Genomic DNA, 16,836 nt, shown 5'->3' with positions numbered 1-16,836 from the left:
CTGCCCCGCCCTGCTCCCCCTGCCCTGCTTCGTCCCCGCCCTGACCTCACCCCCGTCCTCCACCGCCTTCAGTACCTCCCCCGCGCCGTCCTCCGCCTCCATGCGCCGCGCGATCCCGGTGGCGGCAGTGCGGTGGGCGGGCTCCCGTACGGCGCACGCGACGGCCTCCGCCAAGAGGTCCGGTGCGCCTCCCTCCTCCGCCAGCGCGCGAAACGGCACCGGACCCGTACCGGCGCCCACCGCGGCCAGCCGGGCCGCCCAGAACGGCTGGTCGGCGGTGACCGGAACCGGTACGGCCGGGACCCCGGCCCGTAGCGCGGCGGCCGTCGTGCCCGCGCCCGCGTGGTGCACGACGGCCGCCGTACGCGGGAAGAGGAGGGCGTGCGGCACCTCGCCGACGGTCAGGATGTCGTCGCCGGTCTCCGGTCCGGCCAGGCCCGCCCAGCCGGACTGGAGCACGCCGCGCACCCCGGCGCGGCGGAGAGCGGCGACGACGTTCGCCGTCAGCCGCGCGGCCGTGCCGTCGTCCCGCGCACCCGCCGCCATGCTGCCGAAGCCGACGAAGACGGGTGGCGGGCCCGCCGCGAGGAAGTCCTCCAGCGCGGGCGGGAGGGCGGCGTCGGGTGCCGTGTACGGCCACCAGTTGCCGACCAGTTCCAGGCCGGGGCGCCAGTCCGCGGGCCGGGGGACGAGTGCGGGGCTGACGCCGTGCAGCACCGGACGGCGATCCGCGTCCCGGCGGCGGCGTAGCGCGCCGGCCGAGAGGGGCGGCAGGCCCAGCCGGGCCCGTAGCTCCCGTACCCCGTCCGCGTACAGGCGGTCCACCACCCGCAGGGAGAGGCGTCCTGCGGCCCGGTTGCCCCAGCGGCCCAGCGAGCGGGTGCCCGCGACCACGGGCGGGAAAGCGCCGGTGGGAGCGTTCGGCTGGAGCGGGAGGCCGAGGTACGGGATGCCCATCGCCTCGGCGGCGTGCCGGCCGAGCGGGGCGGTGGTCGCGGACAGGAGCAGCAGGTCGGCGCCCTGGGCGGCGGCATCGGCGAGGCCCGGCCCGAGCTGCCGGGTGAAGGCGGCGGCCCGCCGCATCAGCTCCCGCTTCCCGCCGGAGGCCCCGCTCCGTTCCCTCCGGGGGTCGGCGGGCAGCGCCCGGAACTCCAGCCCGGCGGCCCGTACGAGCGGTGCGTACGAGGCGTCGGCGGCCAGCGCGACGGTGTGCCCGGCCTCCTGGAGGCGGGCGCCGAGGCCGGTGTACGGGGCGACGTCGCCGTACGAACCGGCCGCCGTGACGAGGATCTTCATGACGGCTCCGGGGAGGAAGAGGGCTGGGCGGCTTCGGACGGGGCGGCTTCGGACGGGGCGGGTGCGGTCGAAGGAGCTTCGGACGGAAGGGTTCCGGTCGGTGCGGGTGCGGCCGAAAGGGCTTCGGACGGAAGCGTTCCGGTCGGGGCGGCCCCGGGCGGGGCGGATGCGGGGGCCTGGCGTACCGCGTTGGCATGCACCGCCGTCCGCAGATACGCGGCGAGGCCGGGACGCTGCTGGGACGGCGGTACGACGAGCGCGTAGGCCCGTGGGTCGGCCGTGAAGTCGTCGGCGATCCGGCCGTGCATGCCGGGCGGGCACGGGGTGAACCAGCGGGTGAGGTGGGCGCGGTGCTCCTCGGCCAGGTCCATGGCCCGGTCGCCGTCGGCGGGCGCGCCGGCGTCGAAGGCGGCGAGCAGCCGGTGCCGCCACGCGCCCGCTTCGGCCATGATCCGCGCCCAGTCCTCCTTGGTGTGCGCGGCGGCCCGCGCCATGGCCTGCTGGTGGCCCGCGCTGTGCTGCCACTTCAGGTGCGCGTCGGTGGCGTAACTGAGGTCGAAGGCGACCTCGCCGAAGACCTCGAAGCGCTCCTCGGGCGTCAGCTCCACCCCCGTACGCTGCACCTCCATCGCCCGCTCGGCGACCTCGACCAGCCGTTGCAGCTCGGTGACCTGCTCCTTGAGCAGGCGGTGCCGGGCGCGCAGGCCGTCCAGGGCGTCGGCCTGCGGGTCCCGGAGGACGGCGGCGATCTCGTCGAGGCCGAAGCCGAGCTGCCGGTAGAACAGGATCTGCTGGAGGCGGGCCAGGTCGGCGTCGTCGTAGCGGCGGTATCCGGCGGGGCTGCGGGCGCTGGGGGAGAGCAGGCCGGTCTTGTCGTAGTGGTGCAGGGTGCGGACCGTGATGCCCGCGAAGCCGGAGACCTGACCGACCGAGTACGCCATGGAACCGCCTCTCGTGCCACGGCCCGCCGGGGGCCGCCGTACGGCCCGTGCCGTACGGACACAGGCTGCGGCCTGACGTGAGGGGAGGGTCAAGCGGGGTCGGGGCGGTGCCGGTCCCGGCGACTGCCGACAGTGACGGAAGACCTCCGTTCCACGGCCCCGGGGCCGCCCTGAAACGGGCTGCTGAGCGTGCGGGCATTCCGGGCGGACACGGTTACCTTTGTCGTAAAAGCCCACCCCAGGGCTTCCCGGCGGCACCCCGGTGCCGCCCCGAGGCCCGCCCAGCCGACCGAGGGACCCGTGCGCTCACTCACCGCGACCGCCTGCGTCACCGCGATGTCCGCGGCCGCGCTGCTGCTGTCCGGCTGCTCCGACCCGCGCGGCCTGCGCGTGGCGGGCCCCGCCGTGTCCCCCTCGCCGCCGGCCGGTCCCGTTGAGGTCACCGAGCCCGTCTACGTCTCCGACGCGGCCCGCCGCCCGTTGCAGCGCCCCGCCTCCTTCGAGCTGACCGGCTCGGTGAGCCTGACCGGCCTGCACTGGACGTCCTGGGGCGACGCGACCGCCAAGGCCACCGGAGGGCTGAGCGGCGCCTGGTGCCGTCCCGAGTGCAAGGAACAGCCGTACCCGGTCGCGGTCACGCTCAGCGGCCTGCTCAAGCAGGACGGGCCGAAGCGGCAGAGCCGGCCGGCGTTCTATTCGAGCGCCACCCTCGTCTCCGACCGCCTGCCGCCGGAGAAGGCCGCCGAACTGGGCAGGGTCAGCCTGCACACCCCGGAGTTCTAGGCCGCCATGGGGTTGCGCGCGAAGATCGGCATGGCGATCGCCGCCACGGCCGCCGTGGTCGCGGTCCTCATCGGGGTGCTCGTGCACAACCGGACCGTGGACGCGCAGTTCGACCTGGCGGCCGAATCGATCGACGGACGGCTGCAGAGCCTGGTGCAGGACCGGGCGGCCGGCATCGACACCGGCCGGGCGATCATCGACCCGCCCGACCTCCCCGGCCCGCTGAAGGACGCGGTCGCGCACGGCGAGCGCGGCGTCTACCTGGAACCCGACGGCCCCGAGCCGCACCTGTGGGCCGCGACCGAGCTGGGCGGCGAGGTCATCGCCATCAAGCGTCCGTACGTACGGGAGCGGGAGATCCTGCGCAACCTGGACCGCGTCCTGTGGCTGTCCGGCATCGCGGGCACCGCGCTGGGCTGCGTCGTCGGCCTGCTGGTCGCCCGCCGGCTGGGACGGCGGCTGACCTCCTCGGCGGTCACCGCGCAGCGGATCGCCGAGGGCGACCTGACCGCGCGGCTGCCGCGCGGCGGCAAGGACGAGATAGCCCAGCTGACCACCGCGGTCAACACCATGGCCGACGCGCTGGCCGCCCGCCTCCAGGCCGAACGCGACGTCACCGCCAACATCGCCCACGAACTGCGCACCCCCGTCGCCGGCCTGGTCGCGGCCGCCGGCCTGCTGCCGCCCTCGCGCCCCACCGAGCTGGTCCAGGACCGGGCCCAGCGGGTACGGGCGCTGATGGAGGACGTCCTGGAGGTGGCGCGGCTGGACGCGCGTACCGAGGAGGCCGACACGGAGCTGCGGCCGCTGGGGGAGCTGGCGCGGCGGACGGTGGCGGCGCTGGGCGAGGCCGCCGGGGCGGGCGTGGAGATACGGGTGCTCTCGGACGGGCTGGTGGAGACCGACCCACGGCGGGTCGAACGCATCCTCGTCAACCTGGTCGGCAACGCGCTGCGACACGGCGCGGCCCCGGTGACCGTCGAGGTCGAGCGCGGCGTCCTGCGCGTCCGCGACAGCGGTCCCGGCTTCCCGGAGGCGCTGCTGGCGCACGGTCCGCAGCGCTTCCGTACGGGCGGCGGCTCGGACGGGCACGGGCTCGGCCTCGGGCTGACCATCGCGTCCGGGCAGGCGCGGGTGCTGGGCGGGCGGCTGACGTTCGCCAATCCGGCGGGGGAGGGGCGGAGGCGACGCTGGACCTCGGCCGGTCGCTCGCCGACCGCTCACTCTCCGGGGGATCGGAGGGCTCCGAGGGCTCCGGGGGCTCCGGAGGAAGCGAGGGATCCGAGGGGCCCGGGGGTTCGCCCTCCGACGGCTCCTGACATGCGTACGGGCCCGTCCGCCCCAAGAGTGGTGTGAGACGCCTGCCTCCGGAGCAGGCGTACGGTACCCCACCGTCGACCGCAGACCACTGGAGCCACCGCGATGGACGAGAACGTGCTCTTCATGGACCTCACCCACGCCGGTGAGGGCGCGGCGCGGCGCGCCCTGGACGCGCTGCGCCACGAGGACGCCGAACACCGGATCACGCTGCGCGAGGCCACTGTGATCGCCCGGGACGCCGACGGCAACGTCACCTTCCCCGAGAACGAGGACCACACCGGCACCGTGCGCGGCTTCGCCGTCGGCGGGCTGCTCGGCGGGCTCGTCGGGCTGCTGGGCGGGCCGCTGGGCGCCGTTGTCGGCTTCGGCGCCGGCGGCCTCCTGGGCGGCGCGCGCGACGCGCGGCGGGCCAGCGCGGACAACGCGGCCGTGGACATGCTCGCGGCGGAGGTGCCGCCCGGCAGTACCGTCCTGATCGCCGAGGTCTCGGAACCGGCCAAGGGCCCGGTCGACGCGGCGCTGGCGGGCATCGGCGAGGGCGTCGTCCGCTACCCGGCGGCCGAGGCGCGCAAGCACGTGGAAGAGCTGATCGCGGAGAGCAGCTGAGGGGCGTACGCCCGAGGGGAGCGGCGGCGGCCCGTCCGCCCCGTACAGCGGCTGTACGCCCGTCGGCCCCGAACAGCGGCCGTACGCCGTCCGCCCCCTACGAGCTGTGCACCCGGCTGCCCACTCCGGTCGGCGCTCCGGCCGACGCTCCGGCCCCGTCCCCCGCTGACACCAGCGACTTCCCCATGCACCGGCTGTCCTCGTACATCCGGTACAGCCCGAACTTCGTCACCGGCCGGTAGCCGCACGACGCGTACAGCGCCAGCGCCTCGGGCTGCTTGATGCCCGTCTCCAGCACCATCCGGGTGCGGCCCGCGGCCCGCGCGTCCGCCTCCAGGGCGGCGAGGATGCGCCGGGCCAGCCCGCGCCCGCGGGCCTCCGCCACCACGAACATGCGCTTTATCTCGGCGTCCCCGTCCGCGTACCCCTCGGGGTTGGCGTCCTGGGCCCGCCAGCCGCCGGTGGCCAGCGGACGCCCGTCCTCGTAGGCGAGCAGGTACAGACCGTTCGGCGGGCGGAACATCCCCGGGTCGAGCGGCGTGATGTCGCCCTCGTCGTCGTACCGCTCGGCGTACTCGCGCTGCACCAGCCGGTCGAGGTCGACGGCGTCGGGGTGGTCGTAGGGGACGGGACGGATCTCCATCCGATGAATCGTACGGATGTCCGGCCGATGGGGCGAGAGTGCCGGACGGGATGCCGGCGCACGCCCGCCGCGTCCCTCCTCCGCACCCCGCATCCCCTCTACCGGACCCCGCTCCCGCCCTCCCGCCGCATACGGCGGTTCGGCGGAGCCAATGCACCCGATGGGGGTGTGTCGGTACGGGAACGGACAACACGGGCCGCCGACGGGGAACGGCTGCTGCGCCACTGACGCTGAACCGAAGGAGAAACCCATGCGTCTGCGTCCCGTGCTGGCCACCGCCGCCGCCGTACTCTCCCTGTCCGCATCCGGTCTGACCGGGGCTGCCGTGGCGGCGGCCCCGGCGGACCCCGCGCCGCCGGTCAGCTTCGGCAGCCGGCCGAACGACGACAGCGCCAACGGCGACAGCCGCGGCGAGCACGATTACCCCGGCACCATCGGGTGGGGGCACAAGCCGTACCAGCTGCTCGGTGACCGCGACGGCAGGTACGTCATCACGGCGGTGAACAAGACCGACACCGACCGGCTGCCGACCTGCTACCGCGACCTGTACGCGACCCCGGCCTCCTCGATCTGCCACTGACCGGGGCGGCTCACCGTGGTGCCCGGCGCTCATCGCGCCGGGCACGCGCGCGGGTAGCGCCGAGTCGTTCCCGCCCCCTCGCGTCGCGTAGGCTGCGCTGCCGCCAGCGCGATGAGGGAGCAAGTAGTGCTAACTGTGACAACCGTCAACGTCAACGGCCTGCGCGCCGCGGCCAAGAAGGGCTTCCTTCCCTGGCTGGCGGAGACGGACGCCGACGTGATCTGCCTCCAGGAGGTACGCGCCGAGCCGGACCAGCTGCCCGCCGAGGCCCGCGACCCCGAAGGCTGGCACACGGTGCACGCCCCCGCGGCCGCCAAGGGCCGGGCCGGCGTCTCCCTCTACTCGCGCCGCGCGCCCGAGCGCGTACAGACCGGATTCGGGTCCGAGGAGTTCGACACCAGCGGCCGGTACGTCGAGATCGACCTGCCCGGTGTGACGGTGGCCAGCCTGTACCTCCCCTCCGGCGAGGTGGGCACCGACCGGCAGGACGAGAAGGAACGGTTCATGGCCGAGTTCCTCCCGTACCTCGCCGGACTGCGCGAGCGGGCGGCCGCGTCCGGCCGTGAGGTCGTGGTCTGCGGCGACTGGAACATCGCCCACCAGGAGGCCGACCTGAAGAACTGGAAGGCCAACCGGAAGAAGGCCGGCTTCCTCCCCGAGGAGCGCGCCTGGCTCAGCCGCGTCCTCGACGCGCACGACGGCGGCTACGTGGACGTCGTCCGCGCCCTGCACCCGGACACCGAGGGCCCGTACTCGTGGTGGTCCTACCGGGGCCGCGCTTTTGACAATGACGCAGGGTGGCGCATTGATTACCATCTGGCGACGGCCGGTCTCGCCGCCCGCGCGGTCAAGGGCTTCGTGGAGCGCGCCGCGACCCACGACGCCCGGTGGTCGGACCATGCGCCGGTGACGGTGGTCTACGAGCTTTAGGGCCCACAGGCTGGACGGAGGAGGGGGCGATGACCACAGCTGCCGTGGGCGAGCCGGGCATCCCCCTATGCCGGAGAGAAACCCGAAGGCCCTCCGTGAGGCCATCGCCCGGCATGCTCCCCGGCTCCTGTCCGATTTCGACGCGCACTGGAAGCGGTACGTCGCCGACGCGTACGACACCAGTACTGCGCCCGCCTTCATGGCCCGGTGGTGGGGCGAGTACGCAATCGCCCGCGACCCGCAGCTCGATGCCCACGTCACCAGCCTCGAACACCGCGCCGCCTATGAGTGCACCGATCCGGCCGAAGCCAAGGCGCTCCTGGAAGAAGCGTCCAATATCCGCCACATGGCAGCCCGCGCGGAGCCCGGCCAGTGACCAACAGGTCCATGGGGAAGAGATCTTCTGGCAGTGACCGGTTCGCACTCGGGCCGGTGAGTGCCCACTGGTCGGACCACGCGCCGATGACGGTTGTCTGCGATCACGGCTGACGTCTGGGCCGTACGGGACCGGGCGGCGCCGGAGCGGTGGCCGGAGCGGCGGCCGGGCGGTGGCAGGGCGGGCCCGGGGCGGGCGGTGTGCGGAACGTGCGACCGCTGGCGGCTCGGTGTCACGCTTTCGAGGTACCGGCGGCATCGAAACCGCTCATCGCGGGCATACGCGACACATGTCCGTAAGCCGCGCAAGGAGTGGCAATGGCGGCCTTGATGCTGCGGTGATCTCTCCGGAAGGCGCCCGGGTGGCGCGCGTCTTCGACAGCCTCGGTATGGATTTCGAGCGGGCCTTCGCCGGCCGGAAGCAGGCCCAGACCGACGCCGTCGAAGACCTGGCGCGCCGCCTCGCTCCCGGCTCCCGTGTCCTGGACGTGGGATGCGCGACGGGCCGCCCCACCACGGAGCAGCTGTGCGCGAAGGGCCTGGACGTCACGGGCATCGACGTCTCCGAGGTGATGCTGGCCCACGCGCGGCGCCAGGTGCCCCGGGCGCGCTTCGTGCTGGCCGACCTCTTCGGCGAGGTTCCCGCCGAGCTGGGGGCGTACGACGCCGTGGTGTGCCTGTTCTGCTTCGTCGACCTGCCCGAGCACTCCTTCGTGGAGGGAGTGCGGCGGCTGGCGGCCCTCACCGTGCCGGGCGGCACCGTCCTGCTGGCGGTTCTGGAGCGCCGGGACACGCAGGTCGTGCGGTTCCTCGGCCGGACCTACCGTGCCGCGCGGTGTCTGCGCGAGGACGTCCGCCATTACGCCGAGCTGGCGGGCCTGGAGGTCGAACGCGTGGAGGTCCGCACCGAAGCCCCGGCGCGCGACCAGGCGCCGGCCGAACCAGAGAGAAGCCTGTACCTGTGGGCGAGGACTCCGGCGTCATGACGGCACAAGAAGAGTTCAGCGGCGGCACGCGAGGAACAGCCTGTCCGCAGGGGCATTCGCGCTCAGAAGCCGGTGGCGATGGCGGTGGCGGTGTCGATGTCGATGTGGAATGGCCTCTCGCCCGGCGAGGTGATGTGGTTCCCGAAGTGTGTACGTGGCTCCGCGAGCACAAGCCCGTCGCCCGCATCCGTACGTTCACCGGCGACCCGGCCTGGCTGGTCTGTACGCACGAACTGGCCACGCGGGTACTCCAGGACGACGCCTTCAGCATGTCGGCCCTGGCCGAACCGGGCGGGCGCCTGCAATACGCGCCGCTCTTCCCGGCGTCGAACCGCAGCAGCGTCAAGGACATGGTGGGCGCGGGGCTGCGCGAGACGGTCATGCAGGCCCTCTCCCCGCACGCGGTCAAGGAAGCGACCGGCGCTTTCCGCCGCAAGGCCGAGGAACTGCTGGACGAGCTGACGGCCGAGGGGCCTCCGGGGGACGTCCGGGCGCGCTTCACCCAGCCCTACACCGCCTCCGTGATGTCCACCGTCCTGGGGCTCACCGAAGACCATGGCCGCCTGCTGATGGACGGGTTCGACATCAGCATCATGACCGTGCCGCGCTCCTTCGAGGGCGCGGAGGTCAACCTGGCGAAGTGCCTGGCCCGCACGCGCGCCTGCCTGATCGCGCCCGACGCCGTCGACGCGCCGGGCCTGCTGGGCGCGCTGGCCCGCTTCCGTGTGGAGAACGGGACGACGCCCGAACTCGACGAAGAGATCACCCTCATGATCAACAACCTCTTCGTCGCGGGCGGACTGAGCACCGCGGCCTTCCTGCTGCTGTCCCTGCTGCAACTCGCCACCCACCGGGACCAGACGCGATGGCTGCGCGCCCACCCCGAAGCCATGGAGCCGGCGGTGGAGGAACTCCTCCGTTACAGCCTCGCCATCGGCGACGGCCTCCCGCGCATCGCCGTCAGGGACACCGAACTCGGCGGCCAGGCCGTCTCCAAGGGCGACCTCGTCCTCGTCCTCGTGGAAGGCGCCAACTACGACCCCGCCGTGTTCCAGGACCCGCAGGAACTCGACCTGACCCGCAACGCGAAGGAACACCTGACCTTCGGCACCGGCCGCCACTACTGCTCGGCCACGTATCTCGCGCGTACCCACGCATCCGTCGCGCTGTCCGCCGTCCTGGACCGCATGCCCGACCTGCGCCTGGCGATCCCGCCGGAAGAGATCAACTGGCGGACGGGCTGGATCAAACGCACCCCGGAGCGGCTGCCGGTCCTGTGGTGACACCGCGCGGGCGCGCACCGGGCACGGATGTGTTTCCGGCTAGGGCCTGTCGTCAAATTCTCGTCGTCCGCCCAAAGGGCGGGCCGCGCGGCGTCTGGTGCGTGCGATCGCAAGGCGCCGGGGCGCCCTCGTAGCGGAGCTACGCGGGCGTTTCGGCAACGCAGCGAGCGTGCGTGCCAGGCGTCGCGCGGCAGGCGGGAATTTGACGACAGGGCCTAGGGCCTGCCGTCCGCGTGGCTCGTCGGGCGGGCCGCTGTGACCAGCCACGACGTGCTGCGGAGCCGGACCGTGCCGTCCGCTGTCTCGTGGGTGCGCAGATGGGCTGTGAGGGTGGCGCGGGCGTGGGCGCGGGTGGCCGCGTCGGCCGTCTGTTCCGTGAGGTGGCGGCCCGGGCCGGTGGCCAGGAGGAAGTCGGCGGCGTCCGCGGCCCCGTGCCCCCACGTCCCGTACGCCTGGATCTGGTCGACGGTGACGGCGGTGAAGCCGGCCGTGGTGAGGACGTCGCGTATACGGTCCGGTTCGGCCAGGGAGAACATGCCGGGGAGGCCCGGCTGCCCGAAGGCGCCGACCGGCACGATGTCGCGCAGCGACGCGACCGCCGTCACCCAGTCGTTGAGCGCGGCGTCGGCCGGGCAGACGAAGGCGAGGCGGCCGCCGGGCCGCAGCGCGCGGCCGATGTTCCCGAAGGCCGCCACGGGATCGGCGTAGAACATCACCCCGTACCGGCTGATCGCCGCATCGAACTGACCTGCCTCGAAGGGGTGCGTCTGCGCATCCCCTTGGACGAACGCCGCATTGGCGACACCCTCCCGCTCCGCGCGGGCCCGCGCCTCGGTGAGCATCGGGCCCGACAGGTCGAGGCCCAGCGCGTGCCCCCGGGGCGCCCGGAGCGCGGCGAGACGGGTGGTCTGGCCGGAGCCGCAGCCGACGTCGAGGGTGCGGGTGTCCTGCGCGATCCGGGCGGCGTCGAGCAGGGGCTCGTTGAAGCCGCCGTTCACCGCGTTCCAGCGGTCTTGGTTACGGGCCCAATGGGCACCTTCGGGGCCGTTCCATGCCTGCGCCTGCTCGGAGTTGACGATGTCCGGCACGTGGGCCTCCAGGAAGGAAGACGAAGTATGGGCGTGCGCCCAAACTGTATGGGCGCGTGCCCAAACTGGCAATCCCCGCTACGCTGACCCGTGTTCGCGCCCCGAGGGCGGGCGACGAGGACGAGACGGAAGGCAGCAGCTCATGTCACCGCGCGGAGTGGCGACCCCGGACGTCGGCGAGCGGCTGTTCGCGGCCGCCGAACGCGTCGTGGTCAGGGACGGCCCGGGCGCGCTCACCAGCCGCGCCGTCACCACCGAGGCGGGCTGCGCGAAGGGGCTGTTGCACGCGCACTTCGCGGGGCTCGACGCGTTCGTGGCCGAACTCTGCCTCGACCGCTTCGCGCGCACGGCCACGAAGGCGCGGGCGCTGTCGGAACGCGTCGGTCAGGACACGGTGGCGGCCAACCTCGAAGCCGTCGCCCTCGCCCTTCTCGAATCCGGCGGCCCGGCCATCTCGGGCCTCGCCATGACCCGCCCCGCCGCCACGGCGCGCGTCCGCGAGGCGCTGGCGGGCGGCGCGCCCGGCTTCGACGCGATCCAGGACGCGATCACCGGCTACCTGGCGGCGGAACGGGACCTGGGCCGGGTGCCGGCGTCCGTCGACCCGCCCAGCGTGGCCCTCGCCGTCGTCGGCGCCACGCACCATCTGCTGATGACCGGGTGGCCGGGAGCACCCGATCCGCGCCCTTCGGTGACACGGCTGGTGGGCGCGCTCGTGAAGGACTGAGGGAGCCGGTCCGGGCACCCGGGCCTCTGAGCAGTGCGGCCCGCGCAAGACACCCCCTCACCTGCACGGTTAGGCTGATGATCACCGTCCAAGGAGATGCATCGTGCCTGCCCGCCCCCGCGTTCTGTTCGTGACCGACCTCGCCTACCAGGCCAAGGGACGGCGGTACTGCGACGAGGACATCTTCCTGTCCTCCCGACTGCGCGACGCCTTCACCATCGCCCTGTGCCATCCCCTGGACGCCGCCGGGCTGATGGACGCGTTCGACGCGGTCATCGTCCGTAACAGCGGACCCGTGCTGCACTACCAGGAGGAGTACGACGCGTTCCGCGAGCAGGCTCTGGCGCGCGGCACCCGGGTCTACAACCCGTTGACCGGGCGCGGTGACATGGCCGGCAAGCAGTACCTGCTGGACCTGACCGCCGCCGGATACCCGGTCATCCCCACCGTCGACCGCCCCCAGGACCTCCACCTGCTGCCCCAGGCCCCGCAGTACGCGGTCAAGCCGAAGGCGGGCGCGGACTCCATCGGCCTGACCTTCGCCCCCGCGGACCAACTCGCCGGGCTGGCCTACGGCGACATCCTCGTCCAGCCGCGCATCGACTTCCGCTACGAGGTGTCCTTCTACTACGTGGACGACACCTTCCAGTACGCCCTCCACGCCCCCGACCCCGCCCGGCGCTGGGAACTCGCACCGTACGAGCCCACCGAGGCGGACCTCGCCTTCGCGCGGAAGTTCATCGACTGGAACACCCTCGCCCACGGCATCCAGCGCGTGGACGCCTGCCGCACGCCCGAGGGCGACCTGCTCCTGGTCGAGCTGGAGGACCTCAACCCGTACCTCTCCCTGGAACTGCTGCCTGAGCAGACCCGGGACGCGTTCGCGACGAGCCTTACGGCGTCACTGCGCCGGTTCTTGGAGGGGTGAGGGGGCGTCGGCCGCGCCTTCTCCCTCGGCTGGCAGGCCGTCGCTCAGGCGGAGAAGGTGTCGGTCTTGACGCCTGCGATGAATATCGCGAAGGCGTCGGCGGGGAAGGCGAGAACGGGGCCGTGCGGGGACTTGCTGTCGCGGACCGGGACGGTGCCAGTCGTTTCGGCGGTCGAGGGGGACCACTCCAGGCAGTTGCCGCCATCGGGGTTGCTATGGCTGGACTTGCCCCAGGGCGGGGTGAGGTAGGGCGTCACGGTGCCTCCCCGAGCTGTCTGGCCGAACGGGCAGCGTAGAGCGGTGCTCAACCTACGCGCCCGGGCCTCTAGTAGGACTCCGTTAGGTCTGTCTCGGTCTTGGTGCCGTGTGTGTCCTGTTGGGTAGGGGTTGATGGCAGGTGGTGCAGATGCCGGTCCAGCACCTCAGGAGATTCTGGAGGGTGTCGAGGACCTGGTAGAGGGTGCGCCCGGTGCGGGCACTTTTGGGGCCAGGCGCTGTTCGGTGAGGAAGGCATGGGCGGCGGTCACGAGGGTGACGTGGTGGTGCCAGCCTGGCCAGGAGCGGCCTTCGAAGTGGTCCAGGCCCAGGCCGTGCTTGAGTTCGCGATAGTCGTGCTCGATGCGCCAGCGGACCTTGGCCAGACGTACCAGGTTGGCGATCGGGGTGTCGGCCGGCAGGTTGGACAGCCAGTAATTGGCCGGCGCCTCGGCATCGGCGGGCCACTCGATCAGCAGCCAGCAGTCGGGCAGGATCCCGTCCCACCAGCCATGTTCGGCCGAGGCCGCGGCCTTGACCGGACGCTCGACAGCCTTGCCGGCCGGGCGGACGCGCACGGCGGCGAAGCGGGAACGCAACTCTCCTCGGGAGCCGCCTCGCCAGGTGAGAGGGGCGAACGCCTCCTGCCCGAGGCCGACGGCCAGGGCAGCCACCGATGGTGCGGCCTGCCGGTATCGCGGCTGGGGCCAGCATCCGACCGGCCCGTTGCGCGCCGGGGCGACAGGCTCTGCCTCGAAGGGATGGGCGCTCGCATCCGAGCGGATGGCCAGGACGTAGGCCAGCCCACGCTCGGACAGCGCCGTCCGCAGGCGGGCGTTGGTGCCGTAGGCGGCGTCGGCCACCACGACCGGGGGCCTCATGCCCCAGTGGGCCAGCGTGTCGAGCATGTCCAGAGCCAGCCGCCACTTCTCGCGGTGCGTGACCTCGGGCGGAACGCGGGTGATGGCCCGGCGGCCGGTGTCCGACGCCCACTCCTCGGGCAGGAACAGCCGCCACTGCAGCGGGCAGGAAGCCGTGTCGGTCGCGGCATGGACGCTGACCGCGACCTGGCAGTTCGCCCGTTTGCCCAACGCTCCGCAGTACTGCGGAGCCACGGCGACCGACATCTGTCCGTCTTTGGGTACCGACACGTCGTCGATCACCCAGGCCGTCGGGTTGATGAGCGGCAGCGTCCGCTCGACGATCCGCCGCTGCACCGGCACCGGATCCCACGTCGACTGGTTCACGAACTGCTGCAAGTTCTGCTCGTTGCCGTCCGGCAGGCGCGCGGCCATCGCCTGGATCGATTTGCGGCGGCCGTCCAGCATGAGTCCCCGCAGGTAACAGTCGCCTTTGGCACGCTGGTCCTTGCGCGGCACCGACGCGAACACATCAGCCACGTACAACGCCAACGTGGCCCGGACACGGTTCACTTCAGGTGCATCCACACACCCAACATGCTCGTGATCAGCGCTGATAGGAAGACCTAACGGAGTCCTACTAGAGACTGATTCCCGATAGCTTGGACAGACGCAGCAGCTCAGGCTTGCTCCGCCTGTGCAGGGACGACAGCACACGGAACACTTCCCGTGCCGTGGGGTGGATGCGTGCCATCTGGGGGCCGCGTCCCATGCGGCGCTCAGGCTTTCCAAAGCGCCGTCGCGGTCGCCCACGTCCAGTTGAGCGCGGGCGAGATTCATCCTGGTCGGGCCGACGCGGTTGGCGGGCAGGCCCGCCAGGGCCGTGTCGATATTCTCCGCGGCTTCCAAGGCATCGCGCGGACGGCCCAGGTCGAGGCGGGTGGCCAGTACGTGGGTGGTGACGTTCCGCGGGCCGAAGATCATGTTGTGCCGGTGCCAGTCGCGGTCGTCGAACCACTCGGCGGATTCCCACGCGGACGCGATGTGCCGCTCGGCCTCGCGTCGGCCTTCCTGCTTGTCGCTCAGGCGTCCCGCTAGGGTCATGCCTCGGAGGTTCAGCACGCCTACGGCGAAGGCCCGGTCCTGACCGGACAGGCCGGACTGGGCCTGTGCGATGGCGCGGTCGACAATCGTCAGCCCGCCCTCGAAGTCACCACCGTTGAGGTACGCGCCCGCCCTGTCGCGAGCGGCGATCGCCACTCCCAGCGGGTCGGGTTTCTGCTCGACGGCCCAACGCTGCCGGGTCACGGCCAGCTCCGCCATGTCCATCCAGCGGTGCCGGGCGGCCAGCCAGTACACGCTGCTGTAGACCTCGGACAGCGCCATCCACGCGTCCACCGTGTTGGCAGCGTGCGCGTGGACGGTGGCGTTCCTGAGCAGCCCGGGAAGCAGTACCAGCAGCCGGTCGACCTCTGCGGCGTCACGGTGCCGCCGCGCGGTTTCCAGGGCGGCGACTATGCCGGCCTCGTGAACTTCGTGACGTCCGGGCAGGTCGTAGTCCCGGATCGCGGAGCGCAGTTCCGCCAATCGCTGCTCGTCGTCCCGGGAGACCGAGGCCCGGCCCAGCACCTCGGCCATGCTGAGCCCCATGGGTTTGCCCAGGGCTGCCGCTACGGCAGGTGTGAGGGTCCTGTCTCCCACCTCGATCTTGGACAGGAAGGAAACATTGATACCGGCCTGCCTGGCCAGTTGTGTGCGTGTCAGCCCGTACGCCACGCGGAGCGCTGCGAGATTCGCGCCCGGTGCGAGGTCCATGGTCGTACCCATGAGATCAGCCTTATCTGGTGAGGAGCATCCGTGGTGCGTCCGTCACTGCCGGAGGCCGGAGTACGCGTTGGCTTTGATGCCCGTGACGAAGGCCGCGAAGGCGGCAGGGGTGAAGGTGAGGACGGGGCCGTCCGGGTCTTTGCTGTCGCGGACCGGGACGGTGCCGGCCGCTTTGGCGGTCGAGGGGGACCACTCCAGGCAGTTGCCGCCCTCTGCGCTGGTGTAGCTCGACTTGGTCCATGTGAGGGGCAGACCTGGGGTCGTAATGGGCTGGGCCATGACGCCTCCATGGGCTGCACGGCTGAAGCGGAACGGCTGCCGTACTCCGCTATCAGATGGTGAAGGTGCCAGCTTTGACGCCTGCGATGAACGCCGCGAAGGAGCGGGAGGAGAGGGAGAGAACGGGGCCGCCGGGGTTCTTACTGTCCCGGACGGCGACGGCGCCGGTCGCTATGCCGGAAGTTGAGTCCCACTCCAGGCAGTTGCCCCCTTCAGGGCTGCTGTAGCTCGACTTGGCCCAACAAGCCGCACCGATCTTCACGTCAGCTTCTCCATCTGCTCGGCGATCAGGCGCGCGCTCTCCCGTGCGGACAGTGCGTCGCCGGTCAGTTCATCGTAGGTCCGCACTGCGTTTCGAACGTAGTCCAGATCGTCCACGATGCCAGCCGTTTGATAGTTCTCCACGCAGACGGAGGTGACGTGACGGGGAGAGGTGATCAGCGACACCGGCCAGTCGATGAACAAGTGGGCAGGAGAGTCCAGGGGAAGAATCTGCACGCGAACGGTGGGCCTCGACCCGGCGTCGAGCAGAGCCTTCAGCTGTCGTCGCATGATCTCCGGCGGGCAGAAGCGGCGGTGCAGGACGGACTCGCACAGCACTACGTAGACGTCCGGTGGCATGGCTCCATCGAGTAAGGCTTTCCTCGCGATCCGGTCGTTGACGAACGCCGAAGTCTCCTTGGTGCTGGCGCGCGGGGCGCCGCCCTTGAAGAGGTAGCGCGCATAGTCGGCGGTCTGGAGCAATCCGGGAACAAGAGTCGGTGACCACTCCCGAATGGCGACGGCGGCGCGCTCCAAAGCCATGCGCCGCCGGTAGAGCGTGGGGAACGACGCTGCCACTGCCTCCTCATGGAGTCGCTTGAACTTCCCGTCCGTCGCGAACACTTCGTCCAGTAGGGGCGGAAGGTCCGGCGGAATCGCCCCTTGGCACGTCTCCAAACGGGAGATCGTGCTCTTGGAAGTGCGCAGCAGTCTGGCCAATTGGGCCTGTGTCAGCGCTGCCGGGTCGTGCAGTTCCCGCGCGCTGCGGCACTCCTCGGCGAACTCCCGGCGTGGGTCCTCGGGGGTCTCAGTTTCTTCGTCCACGATTCTCCCGACTCACGGCCTGGTCATGGCTCTGGGACAAGGC

General features: G+C 72.0%; 17 protein-coding genes and 3 pseudogenes. 10 read left to right on the top strand and 10 right to left on the bottom strand.

What is annotated here, in order from left to right; translation table 11 throughout:
- Nucleotides 1–57: 57 nt before the first annotated feature.
- Together ACEXOX_RS20860 and ACEXOX_RS20855 are read right to left on the bottom strand one after the other, a co-directional pair.
- A pseudogene (locus ACEXOX_RS20860) lies at nucleotides 58–1,296 on the bottom strand (glycosyltransferase); the annotation flags it as partial.
- Between the two features lie 173 nt (nucleotides 1,297–1,469).
- Nucleotides 1,470–2,237 (bottom strand): annotated as a pseudogene (locus ACEXOX_RS20855) (MerR family transcriptional regulator); the annotation flags it as partial.
- 300 nt (nucleotides 2,238–2,537) lie between these two features.
- Here ACEXOX_RS20855 and ACEXOX_RS20850 point away from each other — a divergent pair.
- The 3 genes from ACEXOX_RS20850 (at nucleotide 2,538) to ACEXOX_RS20840 (ending at nucleotide 4,946) form a co-directional block, all read left to right on the top strand.
- The gene (locus ACEXOX_RS20850; protein WP_406522455.1) at nucleotides 2,538–3,020 is read left to right on the top strand and encodes a hypothetical protein; all 483 of its coding nucleotides are present in this window, start codon (nucleotides 2,538–2,540) and stop codon (nucleotides 3,018–3,020) included.
- Nucleotides 3,021–3,026: 6 nt separating this feature from the next.
- Nucleotides 3,027–4,376: an ATP-binding protein gene (locus ACEXOX_RS20845; RefSeq protein WP_406522453.1), complete on the top strand. Its 1,350-nt coding sequence runs from the start codon at nucleotides 3,027–3,029 to the stop codon at nucleotides 4,374–4,376.
- A gap of 66 nt (nucleotides 4,377–4,442) precedes the next feature.
- The gene (locus ACEXOX_RS20840; RefSeq protein ID WP_406522452.1) at nucleotides 4,443–4,946 is read left to right on the top strand and encodes a DUF1269 domain-containing protein; all 504 of its coding nucleotides are present in this window, start codon (nucleotides 4,443–4,445) and stop codon (nucleotides 4,944–4,946) included.
- 97 nt (nucleotides 4,947–5,043) lie between these two features.
- Here ACEXOX_RS20840 and ACEXOX_RS20835 read toward each other — a convergent pair whose 3' ends face one another.
- Nucleotides 5,044–5,589: a GNAT family N-acetyltransferase gene (locus tag ACEXOX_RS20835; RefSeq protein WP_406522451.1), complete on the bottom strand. Its 546-nt coding sequence runs from the start codon at nucleotides 5,587–5,589 to the stop codon at nucleotides 5,044–5,046.
- A gap of 250 nt (nucleotides 5,590–5,839) precedes the next feature.
- On the opposite strand from ACEXOX_RS20835, the gene ACEXOX_RS20830 reads away from it, so the two are divergent.
- The 5 genes from ACEXOX_RS20830 (at nucleotide 5,840) to ACEXOX_RS20810 (ending at nucleotide 9,743) form a co-directional block, all read left to right on the top strand.
- Nucleotides 5,840–6,169 carry a hypothetical protein gene (locus ACEXOX_RS20830; RefSeq protein ID WP_406522450.1) on the top strand — a complete coding sequence of 110 codons (330 nt, stop codon included), beginning with the start codon at nucleotides 5,840–5,842 and terminating at the stop codon, nucleotides 6,167–6,169.
- A 126-nt stretch (nucleotides 6,170–6,295) separates the two neighbouring features.
- A complete protein-coding gene (locus ACEXOX_RS20825) occupies nucleotides 6,296–7,099 on the top strand; it encodes an exodeoxyribonuclease III (RefSeq protein WP_406522449.1) in 804 nt (267 codons plus the stop codon).
- Between the two features lie 67 nt (nucleotides 7,100–7,166).
- Entirely contained in the window at nucleotides 7,167–7,475 is a 309-nt protein-coding gene (locus ACEXOX_RS20820) for a hypothetical protein (RefSeq protein WP_406522447.1), read from the top strand.
- Between the two features lie 337 nt (nucleotides 7,476–7,812).
- Nucleotides 7,813–8,460 (top strand): class I SAM-dependent methyltransferase, encoded by a 648-nt coding sequence (locus ACEXOX_RS20815; RefSeq protein ID WP_406522446.1) that lies wholly within the window; start codon nucleotides 7,813–7,815, stop codon nucleotides 8,458–8,460.
- 134 nt (nucleotides 8,461–8,594) lie between these two features.
- A complete protein-coding gene (locus ACEXOX_RS20810) occupies nucleotides 8,595–9,743 on the top strand; it encodes a cytochrome P450 (protein ID WP_406522445.1) in 1,149 nt (382 codons plus the stop codon).
- Between the two features lie 215 nt (nucleotides 9,744–9,958).
- Here the strand turns inward: ACEXOX_RS20810 and ACEXOX_RS20805 are convergent, their stop codons facing one another.
- A complete protein-coding gene (locus tag ACEXOX_RS20805; RefSeq protein ID WP_406522444.1) occupies nucleotides 9,959–10,831 on the bottom strand; it encodes a class I SAM-dependent methyltransferase in 873 nt (290 codons plus the stop codon).
- Between the two features lie 142 nt (nucleotides 10,832–10,973).
- On the opposite strand from ACEXOX_RS20805, the gene ACEXOX_RS20800 reads away from it, so the two are divergent.
- Nucleotides 10,974–11,558 carry a TetR/AcrR family transcriptional regulator gene (locus ACEXOX_RS20800; RefSeq protein ID WP_406522442.1) on the top strand — a complete coding sequence of 195 codons (585 nt, stop codon included), beginning with the start codon at nucleotides 10,974–10,976 and terminating at the stop codon, nucleotides 11,556–11,558.
- Between the two features lie 103 nt (nucleotides 11,559–11,661).
- Nucleotides 11,662–12,486 (top strand): hypothetical protein, encoded by an 825-nt coding sequence (locus ACEXOX_RS20795; protein ID WP_406522441.1) that lies wholly within the window; start codon nucleotides 11,662–11,664, stop codon nucleotides 12,484–12,486.
- 44 nt (nucleotides 12,487–12,530) lie between these two features.
- Here the strand turns inward: ACEXOX_RS20795 and ACEXOX_RS20790 are convergent, their stop codons facing one another.
- From ACEXOX_RS20790 to ACEXOX_RS20765, 6 genes and pseudogenes are all read right to left on the bottom strand, one after another.
- Nucleotides 12,531–12,743 (bottom strand): DUF397 domain-containing protein, encoded by a 213-nt coding sequence (locus tag ACEXOX_RS20790; RefSeq protein ID WP_406522440.1) that lies wholly within the window; start codon nucleotides 12,741–12,743, stop codon nucleotides 12,531–12,533.
- A gap of 165 nt (nucleotides 12,744–12,908) precedes the next feature.
- The gene (locus ACEXOX_RS20785; protein WP_406526412.1) at nucleotides 12,909–14,189 is read right to left on the bottom strand and encodes an IS701 family transposase; all 1,281 of its coding nucleotides are present in this window, start codon (nucleotides 14,187–14,189) and stop codon (nucleotides 12,909–12,911) included.
- Nucleotides 14,190–15,290: 1,101 nt separating this feature from the next.
- Nucleotides 15,291–15,416, bottom strand: a pseudogene (locus tag ACEXOX_RS20780) (helix-turn-helix domain-containing protein); the annotation flags it as partial.
- 54 nt (nucleotides 15,417–15,470) lie between these two features.
- On the bottom strand, nucleotides 15,471–15,707 hold the full coding sequence (locus ACEXOX_RS20775) for a DUF397 domain-containing protein (protein ID WP_406522439.1): 237 nt from the start codon (nucleotides 15,705–15,707) through the stop codon (nucleotides 15,471–15,473).
- A gap of 52 nt (nucleotides 15,708–15,759) precedes the next feature.
- Nucleotides 15,760–15,969: a DUF397 domain-containing protein gene (locus tag ACEXOX_RS20770; RefSeq protein WP_406522437.1), complete on the bottom strand. Its 210-nt coding sequence runs from the start codon at nucleotides 15,967–15,969 to the stop codon at nucleotides 15,760–15,762.
- Nucleotides 15,966–16,793 (bottom strand): Scr1 family TA system antitoxin-like transcriptional regulator, encoded by an 828-nt coding sequence (locus ACEXOX_RS20765; protein ID WP_406522436.1) that lies wholly within the window; start codon nucleotides 16,791–16,793, stop codon nucleotides 15,966–15,968. The genes ACEXOX_RS20770 and ACEXOX_RS20765 overlap by 4 nt, the downstream gene beginning before the upstream one ends.
- Nucleotides 16,794–16,836 lie beyond the last annotated feature (43 nt).

The sequence above is a fragment of the Streptomyces sp. Ac-502 genome, from assembly GCF_045222935.1.
Lineage (GTDB): Bacteria > Actinomycetota > Actinomycetes > Streptomycetales > Streptomycetaceae > Streptomyces > Streptomyces monomycini.
This window is presented reverse-complemented; position numbering and strand designations above follow the sequence as displayed.